Source organism: Bradyrhizobium sp. AZCC 1588 (assembly GCF_036924735.1).
Classification (GTDB): domain Bacteria; phylum Pseudomonadota; class Alphaproteobacteria; order Rhizobiales; family Xanthobacteraceae; genus Bradyrhizobium.
Genome location: NZ_JAZHSC010000001.1, coordinates 1,739,209 through 1,764,957 on the forward strand (window position 1 = coordinate 1,739,209; position 25,749 = coordinate 1,764,957).

21 protein-coding genes and 1 pseudogene are annotated in these 25,749 nt (G+C 63.3%); 16 read left to right on the plus strand and 6 right to left on the minus strand.

Going from position 1 to position 25,749, the window contains the following annotated elements; all coding sequences use genetic code 11:
- Positions 1-7: 7 nt before the first annotated feature.
- From tkt to V1277_RS08070, 3 genes are read right to left on the minus strand one after another with little or no spacing between them, the layout of a single operon-like run.
- Entirely contained in the window at positions 8-2,044 is a 2,037-nt protein-coding gene (tkt, locus tag V1277_RS08060; protein WP_334415728.1) for a transketolase, read from the minus strand.
- Complete coding sequence (locus V1277_RS08065) at positions 2,041-2,916, minus strand: phosphoribulokinase (protein ID WP_334373342.1); 876 nt, start codon at positions 2,914-2,916, stop codon at positions 2,041-2,043. Before V1277_RS08065 ends, tkt begins: the two co-directional genes overlap by 4 nt.
- 12 nt (positions 2,917-2,928) lie before the next feature.
- Complete coding sequence (locus tag V1277_RS08070; RefSeq protein WP_334415729.1) at positions 2,929-3,966, minus strand: class 1 fructose-bisphosphatase; 1,038 nt, start codon at positions 3,964-3,966, stop codon at positions 2,929-2,931.
- Between the two features lie 145 nt (positions 3,967-4,111).
- Between V1277_RS08070 and V1277_RS08075 the strand changes: the two genes are divergently transcribed.
- Positions 4,112-5,083, plus strand: coding sequence for a LysR family transcriptional regulator (locus V1277_RS08075; protein WP_334373339.1), 972 nt, complete (start codon positions 4,112-4,114; stop codon positions 5,081-5,083).
- 112 nt (positions 5,084-5,195) lie between these two features.
- On the opposite strand, the gene V1277_RS08080 is transcribed toward V1277_RS08075, so the two are convergent.
- Positions 5,196-6,266, minus strand: coding sequence for a hypothetical protein (locus V1277_RS08080; protein WP_334415730.1), 1,071 nt, complete (start codon positions 6,264-6,266; stop codon positions 5,196-5,198).
- Between the two features lie 415 nt (positions 6,267-6,681).
- Between V1277_RS08080 and V1277_RS08085 the strand changes: the two genes are divergently transcribed.
- The 3 genes and pseudogenes from V1277_RS08085 to V1277_RS08095 all read left to right on the plus strand — a co-directional run bounded on the left by V1277_RS08085 (position 6,682) and on the right by V1277_RS08095 (position 9,530).
- On the plus strand, positions 6,682-7,227 hold the full coding sequence (locus V1277_RS08085; protein ID WP_247512247.1) for a TRAP transporter small permease: 546 nt from the start codon (positions 6,682-6,684) through the stop codon (positions 7,225-7,227).
- Position 7,228: 1 nt separating this feature from the next.
- Positions 7,229-8,536: a TRAP transporter large permease gene (locus tag V1277_RS08090; protein WP_334415731.1), complete on the plus strand. Its 1,308-nt coding sequence runs from the start codon at positions 7,229-7,231 to the stop codon at positions 8,534-8,536.
- A 14-nt stretch (positions 8,537-8,550) separates the two neighbouring features.
- Positions 8,551-9,530, plus strand: a pseudogene (locus V1277_RS08095) (TRAP transporter substrate-binding protein).
- A 138-nt stretch (positions 9,531-9,668) separates the two neighbouring features.
- On the opposite strand, the gene V1277_RS08100 reads toward V1277_RS08095, so the two are convergent.
- Both V1277_RS08100 and V1277_RS08105 read right to left on the minus strand, forming a co-directional pair.
- Positions 9,669-10,436, minus strand: coding sequence for an SDR family oxidoreductase (locus tag V1277_RS08100; RefSeq protein ID WP_334415732.1), 768 nt, complete (start codon positions 10,434-10,436; stop codon positions 9,669-9,671).
- A 131-nt stretch (positions 10,437-10,567) separates the two neighbouring features.
- Positions 10,568-11,248, minus strand: a complete 681-nt coding sequence (locus V1277_RS08105) for a TetR/AcrR family transcriptional regulator (RefSeq protein ID WP_334415733.1) — start codon at positions 11,246-11,248, stop codon at positions 10,568-10,570.
- Between the two features lie 215 nt (positions 11,249-11,463).
- On the opposite strand from V1277_RS08105, the gene V1277_RS08110 reads away from it, so the two are divergent.
- The 12 genes from V1277_RS08110 to V1277_RS08165 all read left to right on the plus strand — a co-directional run bounded on the left by V1277_RS08110 (position 11,464) and on the right by V1277_RS08165 (position 25,749).
- Complete coding sequence (locus V1277_RS08110; protein WP_334415734.1) at positions 11,464-12,465, plus strand: alpha/beta fold hydrolase; 1,002 nt, start codon at positions 11,464-11,466, stop codon at positions 12,463-12,465.
- Positions 12,465-13,169 (plus strand): MATE family efflux transporter, encoded by a 705-nt coding sequence (locus V1277_RS08115; RefSeq protein WP_334415735.1) that lies wholly within the window; start codon positions 12,465-12,467, stop codon positions 13,167-13,169. The genes V1277_RS08110 and V1277_RS08115 overlap by 1 nt, the downstream gene beginning before the upstream one ends.
- A 33-nt stretch (positions 13,170-13,202) precedes the next feature.
- A complete protein-coding gene (locus tag V1277_RS08120) occupies positions 13,203-13,898 on the plus strand; it encodes an MATE family efflux transporter (protein ID WP_334415736.1) in 696 nt (231 codons plus the stop codon).
- A gap of 200 nt (positions 13,899-14,098) precedes the next feature.
- Entirely contained in the window at positions 14,099-15,349 is a 1,251-nt protein-coding gene (locus V1277_RS08125) for an ABC transporter substrate-binding protein (RefSeq protein WP_334373327.1), read from the plus strand.
- Positions 15,350-15,488: 139 nt separating this feature from the next.
- Entirely contained in the window at positions 15,489-16,316 is an 828-nt protein-coding gene (locus V1277_RS08130; RefSeq protein WP_334415737.1) for an AraC family transcriptional regulator, read from the plus strand.
- A 128-nt stretch (positions 16,317-16,444) separates the two neighbouring features.
- Positions 16,445-17,455: a branched-chain amino acid ABC transporter permease gene (locus V1277_RS08135; RefSeq protein WP_334415738.1), complete on the plus strand. Its 1,011-nt coding sequence runs from the start codon at positions 16,445-16,447 to the stop codon at positions 17,453-17,455.
- 1 nt (position 17,456) lies between these two features.
- Positions 17,457-18,539: a branched-chain amino acid ABC transporter permease gene (locus V1277_RS08140; protein WP_334415739.1), complete on the plus strand. Its 1,083-nt coding sequence runs from the start codon at positions 17,457-17,459 to the stop codon at positions 18,537-18,539.
- The gene (locus tag V1277_RS08145; RefSeq protein ID WP_334415740.1) at positions 18,532-19,317 is read left to right on the plus strand and encodes an ABC transporter ATP-binding protein; all 786 of its coding nucleotides are present in this window, start codon (positions 18,532-18,534) and stop codon (positions 19,315-19,317) included. The genes V1277_RS08140 and V1277_RS08145 overlap by 8 nt, the downstream gene beginning before the upstream one ends.
- Positions 19,310-21,544 (plus strand): ABC transporter permease, encoded by a 2,235-nt coding sequence (locus V1277_RS08150; protein ID WP_334415741.1) that lies wholly within the window; start codon positions 19,310-19,312, stop codon positions 21,542-21,544. The genes V1277_RS08145 and V1277_RS08150 overlap by 8 nt, the downstream gene beginning before the upstream one ends.
- 2 nt (positions 21,545-21,546) lie before the next feature.
- Entirely contained in the window at positions 21,547-22,380 is an 834-nt protein-coding gene (locus V1277_RS08155; protein WP_028347174.1) for a phosphoenolpyruvate hydrolase family protein, read from the plus strand.
- A gap of 24 nt (positions 22,381-22,404) precedes the next feature.
- Positions 22,405-25,302: a flotillin family protein gene (locus tag V1277_RS08160; protein WP_334415742.1), complete on the plus strand. Its 2,898-nt coding sequence runs from the start codon at positions 22,405-22,407 to the stop codon at positions 25,300-25,302.
- A gap of 9 nt (positions 25,303-25,311) precedes the next feature.
- The gene (locus V1277_RS08165; protein ID WP_334373313.1) at positions 25,312-25,749 is read left to right on the plus strand and encodes an SRPBCC family protein; all 438 of its coding nucleotides are present in this window, start codon (positions 25,312-25,314) and stop codon (positions 25,747-25,749) included.

Consider the following 25,749-nt stretch of genomic DNA (forward strand, 5'->3'; position numbering starts at 1 on the left):
GTTTTCGTCATGCCCAGGTTGCCGCCATTCTTGATCGCGCAATGCAGCGCATGGCCGCTATGGCGACGGCACTCGCCGTAATGCCGAATTCGCGGTAGAGCGTTTCCGCCGGCGCTGATGCGCCGAAGCCCGTCATACCGACGAATTCGCCGCCATCGCAGAGCCAGCGCGCCCAGTCGCCCTCGATCGCGGCTTCGACCCCGATCCGCGGGGCGTCTCCAAGAACCTCCGCCCGGTACTGGTGCGACTGCTGATGGAACAGCTCGAAGCACGGAGCCGAGACGACGGCCGCGCGGACATTGTCCTTTGCGAGCGTTTTCGCAGCCTCGATGGCGATCGAGACCTCCGATCCGGTCGCGATCAGCGTGACATCGCGTCCGCCCTCCGGCTCAACGACGACATAGGCGCCGCGCGCGACCAGATTGTCACCACCGCCTTGGCGGAAGGCAGGCAGCGCTTGCCGCGACAGACACAGCACCGACGGACTGGACTGCGCCCGTAGCGCGCAGTCCCAGGCCTCGGCGGTCTCGATGGCATCACCCGGTCGGAAGACCAGCAGATTGGGGATCGCTCGAAGCGATGCCAGATGTTCGACCGGCTGATGGGTGGGGCCATCCTCGCCCAGCCCGATGGAGTCGTGCGTCATCACATGGATAACGCGAACATTCATCAGCGCTGCCAGCCGGATCGCCGGACGGCTGTAGTCGGCAAAGCTGAGGAACGTACCGCCATAGGGGATGAAGCCGCCATGCAGCGCGACGCCGTTCATTGCCGCCGCCATGGCGTGCTCGCGGACGCCATAGTGAATATAGCTGCCTGCAAAGGAGCCGGGCTGTACCGGTCGCTGGGTCCGGGCCAGCGTCAAGTTGGAATGCGTGAGATCCGCCGAGCCACCGAGCAGATTGGGCAGCGCCTCGGCGATTGCATTGATCACGCGCTGCGACGCCTGCCGGGTGGCAATATTCGGCCGCTCGGCTGCGAAGTCATCGCGCAGCTTTGTCATTGCTTGCGCATAGCTGCACGGCAGGTTGCGATTCAGCGCATCGTGAAATGGCGAACGGGAATCCGAACTCAGACGCTTGGTCCGCTCGATCCAGCAGCGGCGCGCGGCATGCCCGCGGCGGCCTGCCCGACGCCACTGCGCGAGCACGGCTTCCGGAATCTCGAACGGCGCGTGCGGCCAGTTCAACGCATCGCGCGTTTTGGCGGCTTCTTCGCCACCCAGCGGCGCGCCATGGACTTTCTCAGTTCCCTGACGGTTCGGCGCGCCGAAGCCAATGATAGTGCGGCAGGCAATCAGCGACGGCCGGTCGCTGTTGCGCGCCCACTCGATCGCGGCCGCGATCGCTTCGGGATCGTGGCCGTCGATTCGGCTGGCCGACCAACCCGCGGCCTTGAACCGTGCGAGCTGATCATCCGAACATGACAGCGACGTGGCGCCGTCGATCGAGATTTCGTTGTCATCGAACAGCACGATCAGACGATTGAGCCTGAGATGCCCGGCCAGCGAGATCGCCTCGTGGCTGATCCCCTCCATCAGGCAGCCGTCGCCGGCGATTACATAGGTGTAATGGTCAACGCAGTCGTCGCCAAAACGGGCGTTCATCAGCCGCTCGGCCAGCGCCATACCGACGGCCGTGGCGATGCCCTGCCCGAGAGGTCCGGTGGTCGTCTCGACGCCCGCCGTATGGCCATATTCGGGGTGTCCGGGCGTCTTCGACGCCCACTGCCGGAAGGCCCTGAGTTCGTCCAGCGTCATGCCTTCGTAGCCCGTCAGGTGCAGAAGCGCATACAGCAGCATCGAACCGTGGCCGGCCGACAGCACGAAGCGGTCGCGATCCGGCCACGCCGGGTCCGAAGGATCGAATTTGAGGAAGCGCGAAAACAGAACGGTCGCGACGTCAGCCATGCCCATCGGCATGCCCGGATGACCGGACTTCGCCTTTTCAACGGCGTCGATCGCCAGGAAGCGAATCGCGTTGGCCATCTCTGCATGTGACAGATCCGGGCGGCTGGCTATGCGGGACAGAGCGGGAGCGTTCATATCGTGCGCCTCTTGCGTTCCATCAGTTGCAGGATCAGTGGTGTGAGGATGAGCTGCATCGCCAGGTCGAGCTTTGCCCCGTGGATCACGATCGAATTGGCGCGCGACATGAAGCTGTGCGGAATCATCGACAGCAGATAGGGAAAATCGATGCCGCGCGGATTCTTGAGACGGATCACCACCATCGATTCATCCGGCGTCGGAATCCACCGCGCGATGAACGGGTTCGACGTATCGACGGTCGGCACGCGCTGGAAATTGATGTCGGTCTCGGCGAACTGCGGACAGATGTAGTTCACGTAATCAGGCATTCGCCGCAGGATGGTGTCGGTCACCGCCTCAGCGGTATAGCCGCGGTCGCGACGATCGCGATGCAGCTTCTGAATCCATTCCAGGTTGATCACCGGCACGACGCCGATCTTGAGATCGGCATGCTGCGCCACGTTGACCTTGTCGGTCACGACCGCGCCGTGCAACCCTTCGTAGAACAACAAGTCGGAGCCCGCCGGCAATTGGTCCCATTCGGTGAATGTACCTGGCTTGGCGCCGTACAGCTTCGCCTCTTCGTCGTCGTGCACGTAATGACGCGTCATTCCGGTGCCGGATTCACCGTAATCGCGAAACACTTTTTCGAGTTCCTCGAACAAGTTGGTTTCCGGACTGAAATGGCTGAAATGCTTGTTGCCGCGCTCGGCCTCCTCCAGCATTTTGGTGCGCATCTCGAAACGATTGTAACGATGGAAGGCATCGCCCTCGATGTAGGCCGCGACCACCTTTTCGCGGCGGAAGATCTGCTCGAACGTCTTCTTCACCGACGTGGTGCCGGCGCCCGACGAACCCGTAATCGATATGATGGGATGAGCCCGCGACATCGTGATGCCCCGTCAGCGGAACAGGCCGCGCCGCGCGAACAGCGGCGCATCGCTATTGTCGAACATCGGCTCGATCCTTTCGTGAATGGCAGCGATGTCGCGCACGCCACGCAAAGAACCCATGATCAGCGGCACTCGCTGGTGCGGCGTCCTCGCGGCCACTTCCAGAATTCGCCGCCGTCCGGTCGAGGCCGCGCCGCCCGCCCATTCCATTACCAGCGCCATCGGATGGGCCTCGTACAGCAGGCGAATCCTCCCTTCGCGATAGCTGGGGCGGGCATCGGCCGGATAAAGAAACACGCCGCCGCGCGCCAGAATGCGAAGCGATTCCGCGACCAGCGAACCGATCCAGCGCATGTTGAAATCCGCATCACCGCCACCGCTGGTGCCAGCCAGACATTCATCGATGTAGGCGCGAACGGGACCATGCCAGTGCCGGCGATTGGACGCGTTGATGGCGAACTCCGGCGTATCGCGTGCGACCTGCACGGCCTGCCGGATCAGCAGAAATTCCCCCGCGCGCCTGTCGAGAATAAAGATATCGACGCGCGCGTTGAGCGCGAGAACGAGCGTGGTTTGTGGACCGTAGACGAAAAAACCTGCCGCGCATTGCGCCGTGCCGGGCTCAAAGAAGGTCGAAAGGATGTCATTGCCTCTCGGGCGGATCGAAAAGATGGTGCCGATCGAGATGTTGTTTTCGAGATTGGCCGATCCGTCGAGCGGATCGATCGCAACGCACAGGTGCGCCTCGGGCCGCAAGGTTTCCGGCAGCGCCGCCTCCTCGGAAAGGACCGCCGCCACCGGCGCGCTGCACAACGCACGGCGCATCATTTCGTCAGCGACGATGTCGATGTCTTTCTGCCGGTCGCCGTCGGAATTGATGCCGCCATCCTGCCCGGTGATATCAGCGAGCGGCCCATTCGCAATCAGCGCGGCGAGCTCGATTGCAGCGGCGGCAATGGCCTCGATCACCGCACCGACCGCCGCGCCATGCGGGATCTGCGCAATAGACTTCTCGAGATGTGAACGCAGCGTCACGCGTTCGTCCATGGCCGTCTCCCGGTGCGCTCTCTCGGCGCTGTCGAAGCGTCCGCCGATTGGCGACCCGCGCTCTTAAGCAAGCGCAGTTTGCCGAATTAGGGAAATTTTGTTATCTTTGGCCTGAGCAAAGTTTTCGTTATAATGGAGGCGTGCCATGGCCGGCCGTTTGTTGCGCGAATTGACCATCCGCCAATTGCGCGCGCTGGCCGCCGTGCAGAAGCACCGGTCGGTAACCGCGGCATCGAAGCAGCTATACCTGACACAGCCCGCGGTAACGCTGCAGCTACGCAACCTGCAGGCGGTCGCAGGATTGCCGCTGATCCAGCGCACCGGCGACGGCATGCTGCTGACGGATGCCGGGCGCGAGGTATTGGCGCTCGCCGAGCGGATCGAGGCGGCGATCACCGACTGCGAGACCACGTTGGAGATGATGGCGGGAAAGACCGCGGGCCGCATCTCGATTGGCGCGGTCTCGACGGCGAAATATTTCGTGCCGTTCATGATCTCCGGATTCTCGAAGCTCTATCCGAACGTCGAAATCACGCTCTCGATCGGCAACCGCCAGGAGGTCGGCGAGGCACTACGCGGCTACGATCTCGACTTCGCGATCATGGGCCGCCCGCCCGCCGACATCGACATGAACGTCCACCTGATCGGCGATCATCCCCATGTCATCATCGCGCCGACCGCGCATCGGTTGGCGCGGAAATCCCGCATCGCGCCGCGCGAGCTTGCCGGCGAAACCTTCCTGACGCGCGAGCCGGGGTCTGGAACGCGCGGGCTGATGGAGCAATTGTTCGAGACGTCGGGTATCCGCCCCAAGATCGGCCTCGCCATGAGCAGCAACGAGACCATCAAGCAGGCGGTGATCGCAGGGCTGGGCATTGCCTTTCTCTCTGCGCACACGGTCGCGACCGAGCTCGACGAACGGCGTCTGGTCACCCTGGACGTCGATGGCCTGCCGATCGTGCGGCAGTGGTTCGCGCTTGCGCGCAAGGACAAGGTGCTGCTGCCGCCGGCGCAGGCGATGCTCGATTTCCTCAGCGCCAGGGGCAAGCAGTTTCTGCCCCGCACCCACCGTCGGATACGTCTCACCCGGCCGTCGGGCCGCGCCAGTCGCGGCTGACGCGCTCTTCAATGACGCCTGGCGCTAGAGGAGGACGCGAGCCAAGATTCCGTCCGGCAAAGGCAAAGACTGCCCTTCATCACCGCGGAGGTTGAACCGCCTCCGTTTCTCCCTAAGTCCGCCTGAACTTCTCGGCGATCCCGTCCAACGTCGAGAAAACCGGCTCGACCGCATATCCTGCTAAGAACGACAAGGCGGCAGACGACAGGTTAAGCTCATTGTTGAACCCACCGAGCCCGATCGCCAGACCGGCGAGACTTCCAAGCGCAATGCGGACGACATGCCTGATCGGAGACGAGGACGCGAACGTCGTGTCCTTGATTTGCTCCGACGTCAGCCGGAGCACATAAGTCCCTGCACCGACCGCACCCAGCAAAAGCGGAACGAGTGCATTGTAGATCCCGTTCAAGAGCGCCACTTTTTGCTGCGCTTCGCGAATTTGCCGGCGCGTCCGATAGTAGTTTCTGACATTGTCGTAGCCATTATCCAAGACGGGAAGTCGCGAAAGGTCACCCACCTCGTAGTGAATAGGCTTGAAGCTGGTGACCGTCGAAATCGCACTGACCTTGGAATTAAGCTGATCCGATATCCAGTACAGCGTTTGGAGCTTCGCTCGCAGATCGTCGATCTTCTGTCTCGTTTCCTTGGTGATGTGCTTATCGTCGAGATCGAGCATCAAGGATCCGGCTTCCGCGTTTAGACCATCGAGATCAATCTTGACGTCCGAAATTTGCGAGCTGATCTGGGGAGCAAGTACGTCGCCCTCGGCCATGAGCTTCTCGATATCCTCGCTGAGTTTGCCCGAAGTGCCCGCTATGAATCCAAATGCCACCGCACACGTCACCAGGAACAACAAGAGGATCAAATACCTCCGGGCGTGAATTTGCGCTCGGGATCGGCCGTCCGTCCACCAGTCCCACCAGCGATTCTGGGGAGTTGCGGCTGGCTGGATCATGGACACCGTGTCCATAGAGACTGGCTTTATGAGATCACAAAGCTTGCTGTATGCCGTCCAAAACTGGATTGATATCGCAGGCGACCACTGATTCTGATCGGCTGCGTCCCACGCCGCGACCAACGACGAGACAATATCGTCGGGGGTCGTCTTGGGGCTCTCGGCAGCAAACTTGAGAAGAACGGCCGAGTTATGCAATGCCTCACGCTCACTGTCTTGCAACTTCATAATGACCCCATCAGCGCTGCAACGGCCGCCATCGCTGAGCTTACAATCTCAATGAGCGACCGCCCTGAAACAAATATGAGATGCAGCCGAACGAAGACTTCTCGACCGCAACCGTCAAATGACCTACGGCAAATGCATACTGGGTCTCTATACATCCTCAAGTTGCCACCGTCCAGCGGAAGCCAGCCAGCGATCGCAACTCACCATACCGGACTCGGATCAGCAGGATCCGATTCCCCCGCCTTGACGTTCCGGCGCAACTCCGAAAACCTGTCCTTGTCGTCTGGGGACTGATTTCAGTCGTCAGATTTCGGCTCGGCCAGGGGCGACCGGGCCTTTTCCGGCAGGTAACAATCACGGGAAGTGGTACGTCAATTGCTTCCAGGCAATATACGTGCGAGGGAGAAGGTACATTATGATCCGCGTGTTTCTCGATCGGCTCTACCTTTTCTCCGGCTATCTCGCCGGACTTTTCCTCATTGCGATTTTCGTCCTGATGCTGCTGCTGTCGGGCGGCCGGCCGTTTGGCATCAATATTCCAGCGGGCGACGATTTCATCTCCTGGTGCATGGCGGCGACCGCCTTCCTCGGGCTCGCGCATACCTTCAAGCACGGCGAGATGATCCGCGTCGGCCTGTTGATCGACCGCCTCAACGATAATGTGCGCCATTATGTCGAGATCGCAGCCCTTCTCGTCGGCGTCGGCTTCATCGGCTTTTTCGCCTGGCATGCCGTGATCATGACCTGGCAGTCGTGGAAATTTTCCGACATTTCGCAAGGCGTCATCGCGGTGCCGCTGTGGATTCCGCAGCTCGGCTACAGCGGCGGCCTCGCGGTTCTTTTCATCGCTTTCGTGGATGAGCTGATCCATGTCCTGCGCGGCTTTGCGCCGCGCTACGAATTGCCGAAGCCGCAGAGCGCCGAGGAAATCGTCGAGCGTGCCATGCAGAGCGGGGTCTGAGATGGAGCTGCTTTCCATCGCCGCCATCCTGCTCGGATTCCTGGCGCTGCTGCTCGGCGCCGGCGTCTGGATCGCCGTCGCCCTGATGGCGACGGGATGGGCCGGGATGCAATTCGCCGCCGGTGGCATTCCGGCGGGCAGCGTGCTGGCGACGACGGTGTGGGGCAACAGCGCATCGTGGTCGCTCGCCGCGTTGCCGCTCTTCATCTGGATGGGCGAAATTCTGTTCCGCACGCGCCTGTCGGAGGAGATGTTCCGCGGGTTTGCGCCGTGGCTGAACTGGCTGCCGGGCCGGCTCATGCACGTCAATGTCCTCGCCTGCGGCGTGTTCGGTTCGGTGTCGGGATCATCAGCCGCGACCTGCGCCACGGTTGCCAAGATCGCCCTGCCCGAATTGAAGAAGCGCGGCTACGACGAAGGCTTGAGCCTCGGCTCGCTGGCCGGCGCGGGCACTCTCGGCATTCTCATTCCGCCGTCGATCACGATGGTGGTCTACGCCGTGCAGGCGAACGTCTCCATCATTCAGGTCTTTCTCGCCGGGTTCCTGCCGGGCATGATGGTGATGGCGCTCTATTCCGGCTACATCGCGATCTGGTCGCTCGCCAATCCGAGAAACACGCCGCCGGCCGAGCCGCCGATGAGCCTTCGCAGGCGTATTGCCGAGTCGCTCAACCTTATTCCTTGCCTGTTGCTGATCATTTTCGTCTTTCTATCGCTGCTGATGGGCTGGGCGACGGCGACGGAATGCGCGGCCTGGGGCGTGTTGGGATCGCTCGCGATTGCATGGTGGCAGGGCGCGCTGACCTGGCAATCGTTCTGGGCGAGCGTCATGGGCGCGACGCGGGTCAATTGCATGATCCTGCTGATCCTGGCCGGCGCCTCCTACATGGGCACGTCGATGGCCTATACCGGCATCCCGATGGCGCTCGCGAACTGGGTGAACGGCCTCCAGCTCAGCCCCTATGCGCTGATCGCGGCACTGACCGTGATGTACGTCGTGCTCGGCACGGCGCTCGACGGCATCTCCATGATCGTGCTGACGACCGCCATCGTCATCCCGATGGTAAAGCAGGCCGGCTTCGATCTGGTCTGGTTCGGAATCTTCCTGGTGCTGGTGGTGGAAATGGCGGAAGTCTCTCCGCCCGTCGGCTTCAACCTGTTCGTTCTGCAGACCATGAGCGGCAAGGATTCCAACACGGTCGCCAAGGCGGCCCTGCCGTTCTTCTTCTTGCTCGTTCTGGCGGTTGCCCTCATCACGGTCTTTCCTGATATCGTGATGGTGCTGCCGCGGATCGCGTTCCCTGGCTAGAGAAAGGTATTGTCATGTTCAGACTTATAAAGACGTACGCATTGGCCGCCTGCATCGCGGCGCTGGCCGCCCCCGCAATGGCGCAGACAAAATGGAATCTTCCGGCGGCCTATCCGGCGGACAATCCGCATTCGGTGAATCTGATCGCGTTCGCCAAGGACGTTGCCGATGCCACCGGCAACAAGCTGCAGATCACCGTGCATCCCGCCGCGTCGCTGTTCAAGGCGCCGGAAATCAAGCGCGCGGTGGCCACCGGCCAGGCGCAGGTCGGCGAGGTTCTGATTTCGCTGCATGAGAACGAAGATCCGATGTTCGGCATCGATGTGATCCCCTTCCTGGCGACGAGCTATCCGGCAGCCAAGAAGCTGTGGCTCGCCTCAAAGCCTGCCATCGAAAAGAAGCTCGCCTCGCAGGGGCTTATGCTTCTGTTCGCGGTGCCATGGGGTCCGCAGGGCATTTATGCCAAGAAGGACCTCAACACGGTCGAGGATATGAAAGGCTTGAAGTGGCGCGCCTATAACGTCGGCACCTCGCGCATCGCCGAACTTGTCGGCGCGCAGCCCGTCACCATCCAGGCGGCGGAACTGCCGCAGGCGCTGGCCACCGGCGTCGTGAACGCGTTCATGACCTCGGGCTCGACCGGCTACGACAGCAAGTCCTGGGAAACCATGACGCATTTCTATGATACGCAAGCCTGGATCCCGAAGAACGTCACCTTCGTGAACAAGGCGGCTCGGCTTTCGACGCGCTCGACAAGCCGACCCAGGAAGCGATTCTGAAAGCGGCGACAGTCGCCGAAGAGCGCGGCTGGAAGCTCGCGGAAGAAAAAGCGAAGTGGTATCTCGAACAGCTTCAGGCCAACAAAATGAAAGTGCTGCCGCCACCTCCGGCGCTGAAGTCCGGCCTCGAGAAGATCGGCGAGCAGTTGACGGCCGATTGGCTCAAGAAGGCGGGCGCCGATGGTGAAGCCGTGATCGCCGCGTACAAGAAGTAAGACCAGCATTATCGCGCGCTCGCAGCGTCCGGTGTTGATTGCCGGACGCTGCCATTCGCGGCTCGCGGTGGATGTCTCAGCGAGCGCGATCAGCAGCAGCGAAACGCGTTCCTAGGAACTGCGACGACGCGCCAACAATCAAAGACAGGTCGTGATCCCGCCGTCGACGTAGAGCGTATGCCCGTTGACGAAGGACGAGGCATCTCCCGACAGAAAGACGGCGGCGCCGATCAGTTCGTCCACGTTGCCCCAGCGCGAGGCCGGCGTCCGCTTCTCAAGCCACGCCGAAAATTGGGGATCGTCGACCAGCGCTTGATTCAGCGGGGTCTTGAAGTAACCCGGCGCGATGGCATTGATCTGCAGTCCATGCCTGGCCCAATCGGCGCACATGCCGCGCGTGAGATTCTTGATCGCTCCCTTGGTAGCGGTGTACGGGGCAATGCCCGGGCGGGCCAGTTCGCTCTGAACCGAGGCGATGTTGATGATCTTGCCCTTTCCGCGCGGGATCATGTGGCGCGCGACAGCCTGGCCGACGTAGAAGGCGCTCGAGACATTGGTCCTGAGGAGTTGCTCCCACTTCTCTTCCGGAAAATCCTCAAGCGGCGTGCGAAACTGCATGCCGGCGTTGTTGACGAGAATATCGATCGCCCCATCCGTCCGTTCGATTGTCGCAACTCCTTCGCGGACATCGTCGGCGACGGTGACGTCGAAACCGGCGACCGCAACCTTGTGCCCGGCTGCGGTCAAGCTTGCGGCGGCGGCCTCAAGCTTGCTGCGCTCCCGTCCATTCAGGACCACGGAGGCGCCATGCTCGGCAAGCCCTCGCGCGATGGCGAGGCCGATCCCCTGGGACGATCCTGTGACGAGCGCTCGTTTGCCGGCCAGATTGAACAGTTCAAATGCCACGGCGGACCTTCTCCATGCGTGCAGTTGGGTCGGAAGGACGTAGGAATACCGCACACCGCGGTCAAGCCAAAACGGCAGATCATCCGGGATGGCGAGCGTACCGGCGACGCTGCCGGCGAAGACAGGAGATTTTACCTGGGCTTCGGATGGATGTTTAGAAACCCTGTCGTTGCCGCGTGGGCCCGCCGCGCGATTTCGCCAGCACTCGGGCGATCGGCCACTTGAAGCAGCAGGCCGGTCATCAGGTCGCCCCAGAGCAGCCCCAAGAATTGTTCGACCATCGCGGCAGGATCGCCATCGCACAGCCCGGCCGACTTGGCGTTTGCCATGATCTCTCGCAATGAATCACGCGTAGGCCGGCGAGCGAGCGAATCCAGTGCTTGTGCAACCTTTGGCGCGTGCACTGTCTCGGATATCGCCAGCCGGAACACAGCAACGACGACCGGATCGGTTGTTTCCGTCAAAAGCCTCGTTCCAAAAGCAGTAAGCACGTTGGCCAGGGTTTCCCTGTCGCGCAACTCAGGCAGATCAGCCTGCGCTTTCAAACGCCGGGCGCGCTCGGTGATGCAGGCGACCAGCATCGCTTCCTTGTTGCCGAACAACGAATAAAGCTCGCGCTTCGACACGCGTGCGCGTGTCGCAATCTCCAGCGTGCTGGTCTGCGCATAGCCGCCCTCCATGAATGCCGAAAGGGCCGCGCCGAGAATCCGCTTCCGAACTGCGGCGCCTTCGGTCTCTTCCTCGCGCGGCTTCATCTTCGGACTCATCGATGTCATTTCCCTCTTGACTCGGTACCCTGTGGTACCATACATCGCTCATTGGGTACCAGACAGTACCAAAACTGGTTGTGACGGTAAAGGATCGGCGGCGTTCACCCACCCGCTGCGAGTACGCCGGCTTAACCTGAGGAAAGTCCATGAACAGACGTCAGCTACTAGCGGCGGCACTGGCACCGCTCGCATTGCGAGTTGCGCCAGGCGCGATCTCGTCAAACGCATCAGCATCAACTTCGGGGCGGGATGGAAACATGAGCAAGACCACGCAACGGATCATCGAATGCAACGGCATCCGCATCAACCTTGCCGAACAGGGCGAGGGACCGGTGGTGCTGCTGGTGCACGGCTTTCCCGAATCCTGGTTCTCCTGGCGGCATCAGATCGATGCGCTTGCCGCCGCCGGCTTCCGTGTCGTCGCTCCGGACCTGCGTGGTTACGGCAAGAGCGACGCGCCGCAGGCGATCGATCAATATACGATCCTGCATCTCGTAGGCGACATGGTGGGCATCCTTGATGCGTTGGGCGCGGCGACCGCCGTCATCGCCGGTCATGATTGGGGTGCCAGCATTGCCTGGCAGGCAGCTCTGATGCGGCCCGACCGCTTCCGGGCGGTCGCAGCCCTCAGCGTCCCGTTCCGCCCGCGCGGCAAAGTGGCGCCGACCAGTCTCATGCCGCGCACGGAAACGGCGCAATTCTATCAACTCTATTTCATGGAGCCCGGACCGGCCGAGGCGGAATTGGGGCGCGATCCGCGCGCGACCATTCGCAACATGCTGTTCGGAGCGTCCGGGGACGGCGTAGCCGCGGCCCGCGCGGCCGTCGCTGCGGGCGGTCCCGCGCCGAACCTAAGCATGGTGCCGAAGGGCGGCGGATTTCTACAAGGACCCGGCGCGCCCAAAATCCTGCCATCCTGGATCAGCGAAAGCGACATCGACTTTTATGGCGAGGAGTTCAGGCGAACCGGCTTCCGGGGCGCGCTCAACTACTACCGCAACGTCGATCGCAACTGGGAAATCACCGGTGCTGTGGCCGGCATGCAAGTGTCTGTACCGGCGCTCTATATCGCGGGCGATCGTGACTTCCTGCTCTCGTTTCCCGGAACGGACCAGTTGCTCGCCAACCAGAAGAACTTCGTTCCCGGCCTGCGCAAGATTCAGATGCTGCCCGGCTGTGGCCACTGGACCCAGCAGGAGCGGCCGAACGAGGTCAGCACCGCGCTGATCGAGTTTATTCGAACCCTGCCGAGCCGATGATGACAACCCTGACGCCCCAACAACCGTCCTTGCCGCGACCGGTGGCCGTGGCCGTGGCCGGCAGCCTGAAAGAAAACGAAGCGGCAAGGGTCAAGCAGCGGTCGATGCTCGAGGGCCCCGTGTTGCCGACGCTCCTGACGCTCGCTCTGCCGACGCTCGTGGTCATGGTCGTGCAAACTCTGGTAGGAGTCGCGGAGACCTATTTCGTCAGCTTCCTCGGGACGGAAGCGCTGGCGGGCGTCAGCCTGGTGTTTCCGGTCTTCATGCTGATGCAGATGATGTCGAACGGCGGCATCGGTGGTGGTGTCGCATCGGCAATCGCGCGCGCGATTGGCGCTGGCAAAGTGGCGGAAGCCGAGGCGCTGGCGCTCAACGCACTCGTTCTCGCAATTGCTTTCGGAGTGATCTTTGCCGCCGCCGAATGGCTGTTCGGCGAGGCTGTCTACCGCTTGCTCGGCGGTCAGGCAGGAGCCCTCGGCGCAGCTCTCGAATATGGCCACGTTATCTTCTTCGGAGCGATCTTTGTCTGGATCGTGAGCCTTCTGGCGGCGGCTCTTCGTGGCGCAGGCAACACCGTCGCGCCGGCGGCCGTCATTCTGCAGGGCGTGTTCGTGCTGCTTCCGCTTTCGCCGGCCTTGATCTTCGGCTGGGGCCCCTTTCCGCGGCTCGGCGTAGCGGGAGCCGGCGTTGCCGTCGTCGTCTAACATCTCGTTGGTGCGCTCGTGTTGATCGTTTACATGCGCTCCGCTGGGGCCTCGTTGCGTCTGCCGTTCGACGTGCGCCTCATCAAGTGGCGGCAACTTGGCGATATTCTTGGCGTCGGCGGGTTGTCGGCCATCGGCACCATTCAGTCCAATTTGACTGTCGTCCTGGTCACTGGCACCGTCGGGCTGTTCGGCACTGACGCCATCGCAGGCTACGGAATTGCGTCGCGCCTCGATTACATCCAGATTCCGCTGCTCTTCGCGCTTGGCAGCGCAGCGCTCACGATGGTCGGGGTCAACATTGGAGCGGGCCAGATCAAGAGGGCGGAGCGCATCGCCTGGGTTGCCGCGTTTTTTTCGGCCGGTGTCACCGAACTCCTCGGACTCGTCGTGACGATATTTCCACACGCCTGGCTGACGCTGTTTAGCACGGAGCCCGAGGTTCTGGCCGCCGGTTCGATCTATTTCCGCAACGTAGCGCCCTTCTACGGCGTGGCGGGTCTCGGAATGCTGCTCTACTTCGCAGGCCAGGCCGCAGGCCGCGTGATGTGGCCGGTTCTCGGGGGAACCGTCCGGCTGCTCGTCGCGGCGGGAATTGGCTGGCTCGTCGTTGCCTATCTTGGCGGCGGATTGCGGGAGCTCTTCATTACCGTTGCCGCCGGCTCGATCGTTTCCGGGGGCATCGTCGCATCTGCGCTTTGGCTCCGTGGCTGGGGGCGGACAGGCTAGGCTTCGCCAGCCTCGGCATCTCGTCGCGGCGCAGCATGCAAAATGAGACTACCGGTCAAGTTGCAGCAGGCGAAGCTGCGCGCGCCGCCCCAGTCATCGGCTAGTTTTTCGCCCGGCGGTCCCGGTCGCAATGCACTGTGAAGGGCATGACGATTTCGGAACGACCTATACAAAAACTGGCGATACAAGGGAGGGGTTCGATGTTTAGAAGCTGTGCGGGACTGGTCGCGCTGAGCAGCCTGTTGCTTTCCGGCGCCGCCTTAGCTCAAGAGAAGATCAAGGTCGGCGTCACCGCGACCCTCGAAGGCACCTATACGGTGCTCGGCGAGGACGGAATCCGCGGGCACCAGACGGCGATCAATACGCTCGGCAAGAAGGTCGGCGACAAGGAAATCGAATTCATCATTGCCTCCACGGATGCCACGCCCGACTCCGCCGTCCGTGCCGTGCGCAAGCTGATCGAACAGGACAAGGTCCATGTCCTGCTTTCGCCCTTGTCCGGTGACGAAGGCATTGCGGTCAAGAACTTTGCCAAGACGCGACCGGAATTGACCTTTGTGAATGCTGCTTCCGGCGCGCAGGAAACCACTTATGTCGATCCGGCGCCGAACTTCTTCCGCTACAACATGGATGGCGCCCAGTGGCAGGTAGGCCTCGGCAAATACGCTTACGACACCAAGGGTTACCGAAAGATCGCAACGGTGGGCGAAGACTATTCGTTCATCTACACGCAGGTGTTCGGGCTGGTGCTCGAGTTCTGCGGCGCCGGCGGACAGGTCACCAACCGGCAATGGGTGCCGCTCGGCACCAAGGACTTTGCCTCCGTCATCGCCGCCCTGCCCGACGATGTCGACGCGATCTATCTCGGCCTGGGCGGCGCGGATGCCGTCAATTTCCTGAACCAATATCAGCAGGCTGGCGGCAAGGCGCATCTGATGGGCGGCTCGATCATGGTCGACCAGACCATCCTCTCCGCCAAGGGTAACGCCAAGAATGCGCTGCTCGGCACCATCGCCGCGAGCGGCCAGGCCGATACCTGGGAGGATGCGGGCTGGCAGAAATTCGTGAAGGCTTATCAGGACGCCTTCCCGCCGAACAAGCGGTTCCCGAGCCCGTCACTGCTCGCCACCAACTACTACAACTCGACGATGGCGCTGATCCTGGCGCTGCGTCAGGTCAATGGCGACCTCAGCAACAACCAGGCCAAGCTCAAGGAAGCCCTCGCCAAGATCGAACTCGACGCACCCAACGGCAAGATCAAGCTCGACTCCAACCGCCAGGCGATCGGAACCAACTTCGTCACCGAAGTGGTGGATGACGGCAAAGGAGCCCTCTTCAGCAAGGTCGTGAAGGTCATTCCGAACGTGAACCAGACGCTCGGCTACGACCCGGCAGTGTTCTCCAAGATCGGGCTGCCGAGCCGGACGGTTCCGGAGTGCAAGAAGTACTGACCTCTTCGCATTTGCGAACGGGCCCCGGTTACGCCGGGGCCCGGGCTGGACGTGATCTTCCCTTGATCTTCCCTTGCATTCTCGCGGCGGATGTTGAACGCTGGTTGAAAAGACAAGAACATCCCGCGGGAGGGAAGGCATGAGCAAGGCTCTCGCCGTCTTCCACGGCCGGTTCGGTCGCGCGACGGTCTATCAGTTGAACCGCCCCTTCAACATGCACGCGCATCGCGAAGGGCACCTGATTTTTCATGTCGGTGGAACGCCAGCACGCATTGATGTGTGCGATGAGCGATGGCTGCTTGCGGAAGACTCCATTGTTGCCGTCAACCCCTGGGAACCGCACAACTTTGTCCCGACAGACATGGAGAACGGGGCGATCTTCTTCGTCCTTTACGTCAACGCCGAATGGTTCGCCCCCGACGCGGCCCGCGCCCACAGCCTGCGGTTCGGCCGCACCTGCTTCAAGCGCACGGCCACGCTCGACAGGCATATTCGCCGCTCTGCCGCGCTGGTGTGCGGCGCACCTTCGCTGAGCAGCCTCGACTGCGAGCTCAGGCAGTTGATCGACAGTTGTTATGACGAAAGCTGGCAGACGTCCGACCCGGTGCAGGAGACGCGCACCGCCACCGCCGTCACCGACTTTCGCGTCCGCAAATCCATCAAGTTGATGTCCGAAAGCCCGGGCGCCGAGATCGAACTGGATTCGATCGCGCGGGCCTCCGGGCTATCGCGCCCGCACTTCTACCGGCTGTTCCGCACCCAGACCGGCGTCACGCCGAACCTCTATCTCAATACGTTGATCATGGAACAGGCGCTGGACGCCCTGGTCGCGACCGAAGTGCCGATCGCCGATATCGGCTTCGATCTCGGCTTCTCCTCCCAGAGCGGTTTCACCCGCTTCTTCGCGGCCAATGTCGGGATGGCGCCGACTGAATACCGTCGCGCCGCCAAAGTCTTGCGCCCTTGAGTGCACCTGGTGCGAAAAGATACTGACAATCAAGTGCAAGGTCCGCGGCGCCGTTAGGATGCCCAAAACGCGAGCCGAAACGGCCGCGGCGTCTGGGAGGACGGTATGGCGACGGCCGGGCTGCTACCGTGACACGATTCATCGAACGCCATCCGGCATGGGCGCTGATCCTGCTGATCGCGGTCGCGGTGCTGTTGTGGCTGATCCTTGCCGTCTGGCCGCCCGGCCTCGAAGAGGCGATCGGCAGGAAGCGGGTCTTTCTCAACGCCCTGTTCAACGGCATCACGCTCGGCAGCCTTTACTTCCTGGTGGCCAGCGGCTTCACGCTCATCTTCGGCCTGATGCGCAACGTCAATCTGGCGCATGGCTCGCTTTATCTGTTCGGCGGCTACATCGGTTACGCCATAAGCGCCTGGACCGGTTCCTGGATCCTCGGCTTCATCATCGCATTTCTCGGTGTGGCGCTGGTCGGCATCGTCCTGCAGATCGTCGTCTTTCGCCGCATGGAAGGGCAGGATCTGCGCCAGACCATGGTCACGATCGGACTCTCAATCGTGTTTGCCGATCTGATGCTGTGGGCCTTCGGTGGTGACTTCTATCAGATCCAGACGCCGAGCTGGCTGGTCGGCCCGATCGAATTGCCGCTGGTCACCGCGGTCAGATCGTCGGGTGAGGCGGTCTATTTGCGTTATCCGCTGGTGCGGCTCGTGATCCTGGTCGCGGCGATCGTGATCGGCATCGCGATGTGGCTGGCGCTCAACCGAACCCGCGTCGGCATGATGGTGCGCGCCGGCGTCGATGACCGCGACATGCTTGCGGCGACCGGCGTGCCGATCCAGCTCGTCTTCGTTGCCGTGTTCGCGCTTGGCGCCGGCCTTGCCGGCATCGCGGGCGTCGTCGGCGGAACCTTTCAGTCGCTTTCGCCTGGCGAGGATACCCGTTTTCTGCTCGCTTCCCTCGTCGTCGTCATTGTCGGCGGCATGGGATCGATCCCGGGCGCGGCGCTGGGCGCCGTCATCATCGGCCTCGCCGAGCAGCTCGGCTCCGTCTACATCCCGACTTATGCAATCGTCGTGACCTTCCTCATCATGGTGCTGGTGCTGGCGCTGCGGCCGCAGGGCCTCCTTGCGAGGCGCTGACATGTCGCTACTCCAGGGCGCTCATCCTCAGACCAGTCAGCCGGCAAGAGTGCGCGCGGCGTTGTTGGCATGGCCGGAATTCAACAAGCCGGCTGTCTGGCTGGTGGCCGTGATCCTCTTGATCATGCCGTTCATCGCCAACGGCTTCTTCCTGATCGAGATCTTTGCCACGACGCTGATCCTCGGAACCGTCGCGCTCAGCCTGATGTTCCTGGCGGGCTATGGCGGCATGGTCAGCCTGATGCAGCTCACCGTCGCCGGCTTTGCCGCCTACATGGTCGCGGTGTTCGGCATGAGTGCCAACACCAATATCAGCCTCGGCTGGCCGTGGTGGCTCGCAACACCGATGGCGCTTATTCTGGCCACTGCGTTCGGCACGCTCGGTGGCGCGCTCGCGGTGCGCACCGAGGGCATCTACACCATCATGATCACGCTCGCGATCGGCGCGGCCTTCTACTATTTCACCAACCAGAACTGGGCGATCTTCGGCGGCCACACCGGCATCAATACCATTGCCACGCCGCGCTTCTGGGGCATCGACTGGCGCTCCGATATTCCCTTCTATTACATCACGCTGGGCGTCGCGGGGTTTTGCTACTTCGCCGTTCAATATGTCTCGCGCGCGCCTTTCGGCCTCGCTCTGCAGGGCGTGCGCGACAATCCGCGCCGCATGGCCGCCCTCGGCTTTAATGTCAACGCGCACCGCGTGGCAGCCTACGCCTTCGCAGCCTTCATCGCCGCACTCGGCGGCGTCCTGCAGGTCTGGAACTACCGGCAGATTTCGCCCGGCTCGGTCAGCGTCGGCGCCTGCATCGACATCCTGATCATCGCCGTGGTCGGCGGCATCACCCGCCCCATCGGGCCCTTCATCGGTGCCTTCATCTTCGTCATCCTGCGTACCTTCGCGCTCGATCTATTGGTCAAGTTCGGCCTCGACGGCAACCGCTTCCGGCTGCTGATCGGCCTCGGCTTCCTCGCCATCGTGTTCTGGTCGTCGGATGGCGTGATCGGGCTCTGGGAGCGCTGGCGAAGCCGCACGGCCGCTCCGGACAAACGCGCGGGCGGAGGCCACGGCCATGGATAGCGCCGCGCCACGCTTTTCGGCTGTCGGCGCCGGGGCCGCGCTGGAGCTGCGCGGCGTGACGCGGCTGTTCGGCGCGCTCGCGGCGCTGACCGACGTCACCATCACCGTTCGCCCGGGCGAACGCCGCGCTGTGCTCGGCTCCAACGGCGCCGGCAAAACCACGCTGTTCAATTGCGTGACCGGCGACTTTCCGCCGTCCTCGGGCACCATTCGCTTCTTCGGCGAGGACATTACCCACTTCCCGCCCTATGAGCGTATCAGGCGCGGCTTGCGCCGCACCTACCAGATTTCGGCACTGTTCCCCGGCCTTACGGTGAGGGACAACGTCTACCTCGCCTGCCGTGGCGTTTCTCGCGGGCGTTTCTCGCCGCTGCGCCCGGGCGCGAACGATGCCCTCATGCATGCGACAGAGGCGCTGATCCAGGCGGTGCACCTGGCATCGGTCAGGGAGCAGCGGGTCGCGGAGCTCGCGCATGGCCAGCAGCGCCAGCTCGAGATCGCGCTCGCGCTCGCTGGTGCGCCGCGCTTCATCCTGTTCGACGAACCGGCCGCGGGCCTCTCCCCCACCGAGCGGCGCGAACTGATCGATATCCTGACGTCGCTGCCCGCCCACATCGGCTACATCATCATCGAGCACGACATGGATGTCGCGCTTCGCGTCGTCGAAAGCGTCACGATGATGCACAACGGCCGTGTCTTCAAGGAAGGCCTGCCGCACGAGATCGAAGCCGACCCGGAGGTGCAGGAACTCTATCTGGGGGCAGCAGGCCATGAGTGAGGTCCGCCGTTCAGCGCCTGCCCTCGAAGTCCGGGGCCTCGACGTTTACTACGGCCATTCCCATGCGCTGCAGGGCGTCGAGCTGACGCTGGATTCCGGCGTGTTCTCGGTGGTCGGCCGCAACGGCATGGGCAAGACCACGCTGTGCAAGACCATCATGGGCTTGCTGCGGGCGAGCGGTGGTTCGGTTCGCGTCCGCGGCGAGGACATCACCCGCCTCAGCCCGGCGCGGATCGCGCAAGCAGGTGTCGGCTACGTTCCGCAAGGGCGACGGCTGTGGCGCTCGCTCAGCGTGGACGAACATCTGCGGCTGGCGGCCGGGATGCGGCGCGGCGTCTGGACCATCGATCGCATCTACCAGACGTTTCCCCGCCTTGCCGAACGTAGGGATCATGGTGGCGGCCAGCTCTCGGGCGGCGAACAGCAGATGCTGGCGATCTCGCGCGCGCTTCTGACCAATCCACATCTGCTCATCATGGACGAGCCGACCGAAGGCCTTGCGCCTGTCATCGTCGCCCAGGTCGAGGAAATGCTGGTGCGGCTTGCCGAAGACGGCGAGATGTCGGTGCTGGTGATCGAGCAAAATATCGGCGTCGCCACGGCGATTTCGAAGAACGTCGCGATCATGGTCAATGGCCGCATCAATCGCATCATCGACTCCGCGCGCCTTGCCGCCGACCGCGAATTGCAACAACGGCTGCTCGGCGTTGGAGTCGTTGGAGTCCATGCCGAGCCGGAAGCGGACATCGAAGCTACCGATGCGAGCGCGGAGAAGGCGCGTCCCTCGCCGCCGCGCGCCCCGAGCACGGCGCCAATCCGGATCTATATCTCCAATCCCACGCTGCCGACGCGCTGGTCGCAGCCGGCACCGATTGCGCGCATCGAGGCAGCCGCGCGCACGCTTTCGACGGGCCTCACCCGGATTGAAGACGCCGCACGGCAGAAACGCCAAGCCGGTGCCGTCGTTCAAACCGCGTCCGGACCACCGGTCGTGCTGATCGTCGGCACCCTCGATACCAAGGGCGAGGAGCTGCGCTTCATCCGCGACGTGATCGCCGGTCACGGTTTGCGGACGCGCCTGGTCGACGTCTCCACCAGCGGCAAGCTTTCCACCTGCGACGTCTCCGCCCAGGAAATTGCGCTCAACCATGGGCGCGGCGGGTCGAGCGTGTTCGGGTCCGATCGCGGCGCGTCGGTGACCGCGATGGCCGATGCGTTCGCCAATTGGCTGCGCCGTCAGGGCAATGTCGCAGGCATTATTTCAGCGGGCGGCTCCGGCGGCGCCTCGCTGGTCGCGCCGGGCATGCGCGGCCTTCCCGTCGGCGTGCCGAAACTCATCATCTCATCCGTCGCATCGGGGAACGTCGGCCCTTATGTCGGACCTGCCGATATCACGATGATGTATTCGGTCACCGACGTGCAGGGGCTTAATTCGATCTCGCGTGCCGTGCTCGCGAACGGCGCCAACGCCATCGCCGGCATGGTGAAGGCGCGTCTCGAAAATCAAAGCGCGGCCGAGCATAACGCACGGGTTGCGTTGCCCGCTGTCGGCATCACCATGTTCGGCGTGACGACACCGGCCGTGCAGAAGATCGCGGCCGATCTGCGCAGCGATTTCGAATGCCTCGTCTTCCACGCCACCGGCGTCGGCGGCCGTTCGATGGAGAAGCTGGTCGATTCCGGAATGCTCGCGGCCGTCGTCGATCTCACGACGACGGAAGTCTGCGATCTCCTGATGGGTGGCGTATTCCCCGCCACCGAGGAGCGCTTCGGCGCGATCATCCGCAGCCGCGTGCCCTTCATCGGCTCTGTCGGTGCGCTCGACATGGTCAATTTCGGTGCGCCCGACAGCGTTCCCGAACGCTACCGCCAGCGCAAATTCCACGTTCACAATCCGCAGGTGACCTTGATGCGTACCACGCCGGAAGAGAACGACCGCATCGGCCGCTGGATCGGCGAAAAACTCAACCGGATGGACGGGCCGGTGCGCTTCTTCCTGCCGGAAGGCGGCGTCTCGGCGCTCGACGCCCCTAGCGAGCCGTTCTGGGATCCGGAAGCCGACGCGGCGCTGTTTACAGCGCTGGAACGCAGCGTGCGCCAGACCGGCAACCGCCAACTCATCCGCATCAGGCGCCACATCAACGAACCCGAATTTGCATCCGCCATCGTCAACGCGCTCCGTCCTCTGGTCGGACGCCCGGGGACACGTCGGAAAGTCGCGAGGTGACCATGGCGAAGTTCGAACGTTCAGCCATCCTGAAGAAGTTTCGCAACATGGCTGCCAAGGGCGAGCCGATCGTCGGCGGCGGCGCGGGCACTGGCCTATCGGCCAAATGCGAGGAAGCTGGCGGCGTCGACCTGATCGTGATCTACAATTCCGGCCGCTACCGCATGGCCGGCCGCGGCTCCCTCGCCGGGCTGATGCCCTATGGCGACGCCAACGCGATCGTGCTGGAGATGGCCGGCGAAGTGCTCCCCGTCGTCACCCGGACGCCGGTATTGGCGGGCGTCAACGGCACCGACCCGTTCCGCGACATGGACAGTTTTCTCGATCAGCTGAAGGCGCTGGGCTTTGCCGGCGTGCAGAATTTTCCGACCGTCGGCCTGATCGACGGCGTATTCCGCGCCAATCTCGAGGAAACCGGAATGTCCTATGCGCTGGAGATCGACATGATCGCCAAGGCGCGCGACAAGGATATGCTGACGACGCCCTATGTGTTCAGCGAGAGCGAAGCCGCGGCAATGGCGATCGCGGGCGCCGACATCATCGTTTGCCACCTCGGCCTCACCACCGGCGGCGCGATCGGCGCGCACACTGCGCCGAAGCTCGAAGACTGTCCGGAACAGATCGACACCTGGGCGGCAGCCGCGCTCAGCGTCAATCCGGACATTTTGGTCCTGGCCCATGGCGGCCCGATCGCCGAGCCCGCCGACGCCGATTTCATCATGAAGCACACGCGCAAGTGCCACGGCTTCTATGGCGCCTCCTCGATGGAGCGCCTGCCGGTGGAGCGGGCGCTCACGGAACAGGTTCGCAAATTCAAGGCGATCGGCGCGCGGTAACGCCGAGACCAAAGGGAGGAAGAGATGTCGGGGACTCTGGTTGGCGAATTGATCCTCTGGCTGATTGTCGCGATCGTCGTGATCGCCGTGGTCGTCTATGTCGTGAACTGGCTTTACCACCGATCGTCGAAGGAAGTGTCCTTCGTTCGCACCGGTCTCTTGGGCGAGCGCGTGGTAATCAATGGCGGCGCCTTCGTGCTGCCGTTCATTCACGACTACACGCCCGTCAACATGAACGTGCTGCCGATGGGCATCGTGCGGGCCAAGCATGACGCTGTCATTACCCGCGACCGCATGCGTATCGACATCGAGGCCGATTTTTACGTGCGCGTGCAGCCGACCCGCGAAGCGGTCGCGATCGCCGCCGCCACGCTCGGACGGCGCACGCTCGAGCCGGAGCAGTTGCACGCCCTGCTTTCCGGCAAGTTCGTCTCCGCGATCCGGTCGGTGGCCGCCGAAATGACTATGGAGCAAATGCACGAGCAGCGCGGCGAGTATGTCGCCCGCGTCAAGGCCGCCGCTGCCGAAGCGCTGGCCCAGAACGGACTTGAATTGGAGTCCGTTGCCATCACCGACCTCGACCAGACGGACCTCGAATATTTCAATCCGTCGAACCGGTTCGATGCCGAGGGCCTCACCCGGCTGATGGAGGACATCGAAGCCAAGCGCAAGCTGCGCAACGACATCGAGCAGGATTCGATGATCAAGATCCGCGCCCGCAACCTCGATGCCGAGCGGCAGGCATTGGAGATCGAGCGCGAGAGCGAGACCGCCCGCCTCGAACAGGAACGCGACATCGAGATGCGCCGGGCGCTGCAGCGCACCGAAGTGGCGCGCGAACGCGCGTTGCGCGAGACCGAAGCCGAGCAGGCGCAGATCGCCGCCCGCGAAGCGATCGAGAAGGCGCGCATCGCCAATGAGCTCGCCATCGCCGAAGCGCGGATCGCCTCCGAGCGCGAAACAAGGCACCGCGAGATCGAGCGCACGCGCGCCGTCGAGGAAAAGGAGCTGCTGGCGCGCGAGGAGATCGAAAAGGCCAAGATCGCCAATCAGCGCGCGGTCGATACCGCCCGTATTGCCTCGGAGCGCGAGGTACGGCAGCGCGACATCGAGCGTACGCGGACCGTCGAGGAAGCCGAGATCACGGCACGCGAAGCGATCGAGAAGGCGCGCATCCAGCAGGACCGCGCCGTCACCGACGCGCGGATCGCCAATGAGGAAGAAACCCGAAGGCGCGAGATCGAGCGCACCCGCGCGGTCGAAGAAGCCGAGATCGCGGCGCGCGAGGCGACCGAGAAGGCTCGCATCGCCCAGACCACGATCGTCAACGTCGAACGCATTGCGTCCGACGAACGCACCCGCGCGCTGGAGATTGCGCAGGTTCGAACAATCCAGGAAGCGGAGATCGAGGCGCAGAAAGCCGTGGAAGCGGCGCGGATCGCCCGCGAGCGTACCCTGGCCGCCGAGCGGATCAGCTCCGAGCACGCCACGCGCAAGCTCGAAATCGAGCGCAACCAGGCGCTGGAAGTCGCCGGCATTTCCGCGCGCGAGGCAACGGAAGCCTCCCGCATCGCGCAGGAGGAGCGCGTTCGCTCGCTCGAAATAGCGCGCAACCGCGCCGTCGAGGAGGCCGATATCGCCTCGCGCGAAGCGATCGAGGCCGCCCGCATCTCCCAGGAGAAGGTCGTTGCCGCGCAGCGTATTCGGGCCGAACGAGAAACAAGGGGACTCGAGATCGAGCGTACCGAAGCCATCGAAGCCGCCGAACTCAAGCGGCGTGACGCCATTGAGCGGCGCCGCGTCGAGGTCGAGCTGGCGCTCGAAGCCGAACGTATCGCCTCGTCGAAGACCCGAGAGGTGCTCAATATCGATCAGAAGAAGGCGGTCGAGATCGCCGACGAGGAGCGCGTGATTGCGCTCGCCGCCAAGCGCTCCGAGCGCATCGACGCCGATCGCCAGGTCAAGCAGGCCGAGATCAACGCGCGCAAGGAAGTCGAGACGACAGACGTCTCGCGTGAACAGGCGCTGGAGGCCGCCCGGCTGGCACGCCGGCGCGCGATCGAGCAGCTTGAAGTCGGCCGTGTCCAGGCGCTGCAGGAAGCCGAGATCGCTTCCCGCGAGGAAGTCGAGCGGGCGCGCATCGCCTCCGACCGCGGCCTCGACGAGGCCCGTATCGGCCGCGAGCGCGACCTGCGCAAGCTGGAAGTCAATCGCGAGAAGGAAGTCGAAACGGCGCTGATGGAAAAGGCGATCGCCCTCTATCAGAAATCACTGGAAGAATCCGCCGCCAAGGTGGCAGCCGAGGATGCGCGCGCGGGGGCGACCGAGGCGGCCGAGCGCGTCGTCACCGCCCGCGACAGCGAGGTCGCCAGGCGCCAGAAGACCATCGAGGTGCTGCTGGCGGAGAAGCGAGCCGAGGAGACAAGGATCGCCGCCGAAGCCGAGCGCGTACGCGCCGCGGTAGAGGCCGAGGCGCAGCGGCTCCTGAACGAAGCCGAGAACGTGCTTACCGACCAGGCGCGCTACTCGCTGTTCCGCCGCAAGCTGCTCGACCGTATTGAGGGCATCGTGCGCGAGAGCGTCAAGCCGATGGAGAAGATCGAGGGCATCCGCATCCTTCAGGTGGACGGGCTCAACGGCGGTGGCGGCGGCAATGGCGGCCGCAGCGCCACCGACGAGGTGATCGACTCGGCGCTACGCTACCGGGTACAGGCGCCGCTGATCGACTCGATCCTTTCCGACATCGGGGTCGAGGGCGGAAGTCTCGCCAGGATGCCCGGCCTCATTCGCGAAGCGCGCGACATGCAGGGCATCAAGGAGGCAACGTCACGCAGGAGCAGTCCGGGCAAGCCCGACGCGCCTCCTGCTGCCCCGGCTCCAGGCGAGCCGCCTGCCGAGCGCGGGCCGCGCAAGAAAGGTTGATAGCACGTCATGGCCCGGGTCTACGTCTCTACCGTCGTCAACGCCCGCAACGACCGCGTCTGGGCGCGCGTGCGCGACTTCAACGGCCTTCCCAACTGGCATCCTGCGATTGCGGAGAGCCGCATCGAGGGCGGCGAGCCCGCCGACAAGATCGGATGCGTACGCGACTTTCGCCTGCGCAACGGCGATCGCATCCGCGAGAAACTGCTCGGGCTGTCCGACTACGACATGTTCTGCACCTACTCGATCCTGGAGTCGCCGATGGGAGTGGAGAACTACGTCGCAACGCTGCGGCTGACGCCGGTGACCGACGGCGACCAGACTTTTCTGGAATGGACCGCCGAATTCGACTGCGCGCCCGAGCGTGAGAACGAGCTCGTCAGCAACATCGGAGCCGGCGTGTTCCAGGGCGGATTCGACGCGCTCAAGCGCGCTTTCGGAGGCTAG

Excerpts from the sequence above, each read along its gene's own strand:
- tkt (WP_334415728.1), bottom strand. The coding sequence starts at position 2,044 with ATGAACGCTCCCGCTCTGTCCCGCATAGCCAGCCGCCCGGATCTGTCA.
- V1277_RS08065 (WP_334373342.1), bottom strand. The coding sequence starts at position 2,916 with ATGTCGCGGGCTCATCCCATCATATCGATTACGGGTTCGTCGGGCGCC.
- V1277_RS08070 (WP_334415729.1), bottom strand. The coding sequence starts at position 3,966 with ATGGACGAACGCGTGACGCTGCGTTCACATCTCGAGAAGTCTATTGCG.
- V1277_RS08075 (WP_334373339.1), top strand. The coding sequence starts at position 4,112 with ATGGCCGGCCGTTTGTTGCGCGAATTGACCATCCGCCAATTGCGCGCG.
- V1277_RS08080 (WP_334415730.1), bottom strand. The coding sequence starts at position 6,266 with ATGAAGTTGCAAGACAGTGAGCGTGAGGCATTGCATAACTCGGCCGTT.
- V1277_RS08085 (WP_247512247.1), top strand. The coding sequence starts at position 6,682 with ATGATCCGCGTGTTTCTCGATCGGCTCTACCTTTTCTCCGGCTATCTC.
- V1277_RS08090 (WP_334415731.1), top strand. The coding sequence starts at position 7,229 with ATGGAGCTGCTTTCCATCGCCGCCATCCTGCTCGGATTCCTGGCGCTG.
- V1277_RS08105 (WP_334415733.1), bottom strand. The coding sequence starts at position 11,248 with ATGTATGGTACCACAGGGTACCGAGTCAAGAGGGAAATGACATCGATG.
- V1277_RS08110 (WP_334415734.1), top strand. The coding sequence starts at position 11,464 with ATGAGCAAGACCACGCAACGGATCATCGAATGCAACGGCATCCGCATC.
- V1277_RS08115 (WP_334415735.1), top strand. The coding sequence starts at position 12,465 with ATGACAACCCTGACGCCCCAACAACCGTCCTTGCCGCGACCGGTGGCC.
- V1277_RS08120 (WP_334415736.1), top strand. The coding sequence starts at position 13,203 with ATGCGCTCCGCTGGGGCCTCGTTGCGTCTGCCGTTCGACGTGCGCCTC.
- V1277_RS08125 (WP_334373327.1), top strand. The coding sequence starts at position 14,099 with ATGTTTAGAAGCTGTGCGGGACTGGTCGCGCTGAGCAGCCTGTTGCTT.
- V1277_RS08130 (WP_334415737.1), top strand. The coding sequence starts at position 15,489 with ATGAGCAAGGCTCTCGCCGTCTTCCACGGCCGGTTCGGTCGCGCGACG.
- V1277_RS08140 (WP_334415739.1), top strand. The coding sequence starts at position 17,457 with ATGTCGCTACTCCAGGGCGCTCATCCTCAGACCAGTCAGCCGGCAAGA.
- V1277_RS08145 (WP_334415740.1), top strand. The coding sequence starts at position 18,532 with ATGGATAGCGCCGCGCCACGCTTTTCGGCTGTCGGCGCCGGGGCCGCG.
- V1277_RS08150 (WP_334415741.1), top strand. The coding sequence starts at position 19,310 with ATGAGTGAGGTCCGCCGTTCAGCGCCTGCCCTCGAAGTCCGGGGCCTC.
- V1277_RS08155 (WP_028347174.1), top strand. The coding sequence starts at position 21,547 with ATGGCGAAGTTCGAACGTTCAGCCATCCTGAAGAAGTTTCGCAACATG.
- V1277_RS08160 (WP_334415742.1), top strand. The coding sequence starts at position 22,405 with ATGTCGGGGACTCTGGTTGGCGAATTGATCCTCTGGCTGATTGTCGCG.
- V1277_RS08165 (WP_334373313.1), top strand. The coding sequence starts at position 25,312 with ATGGCCCGGGTCTACGTCTCTACCGTCGTCAACGCCCGCAACGACCGC.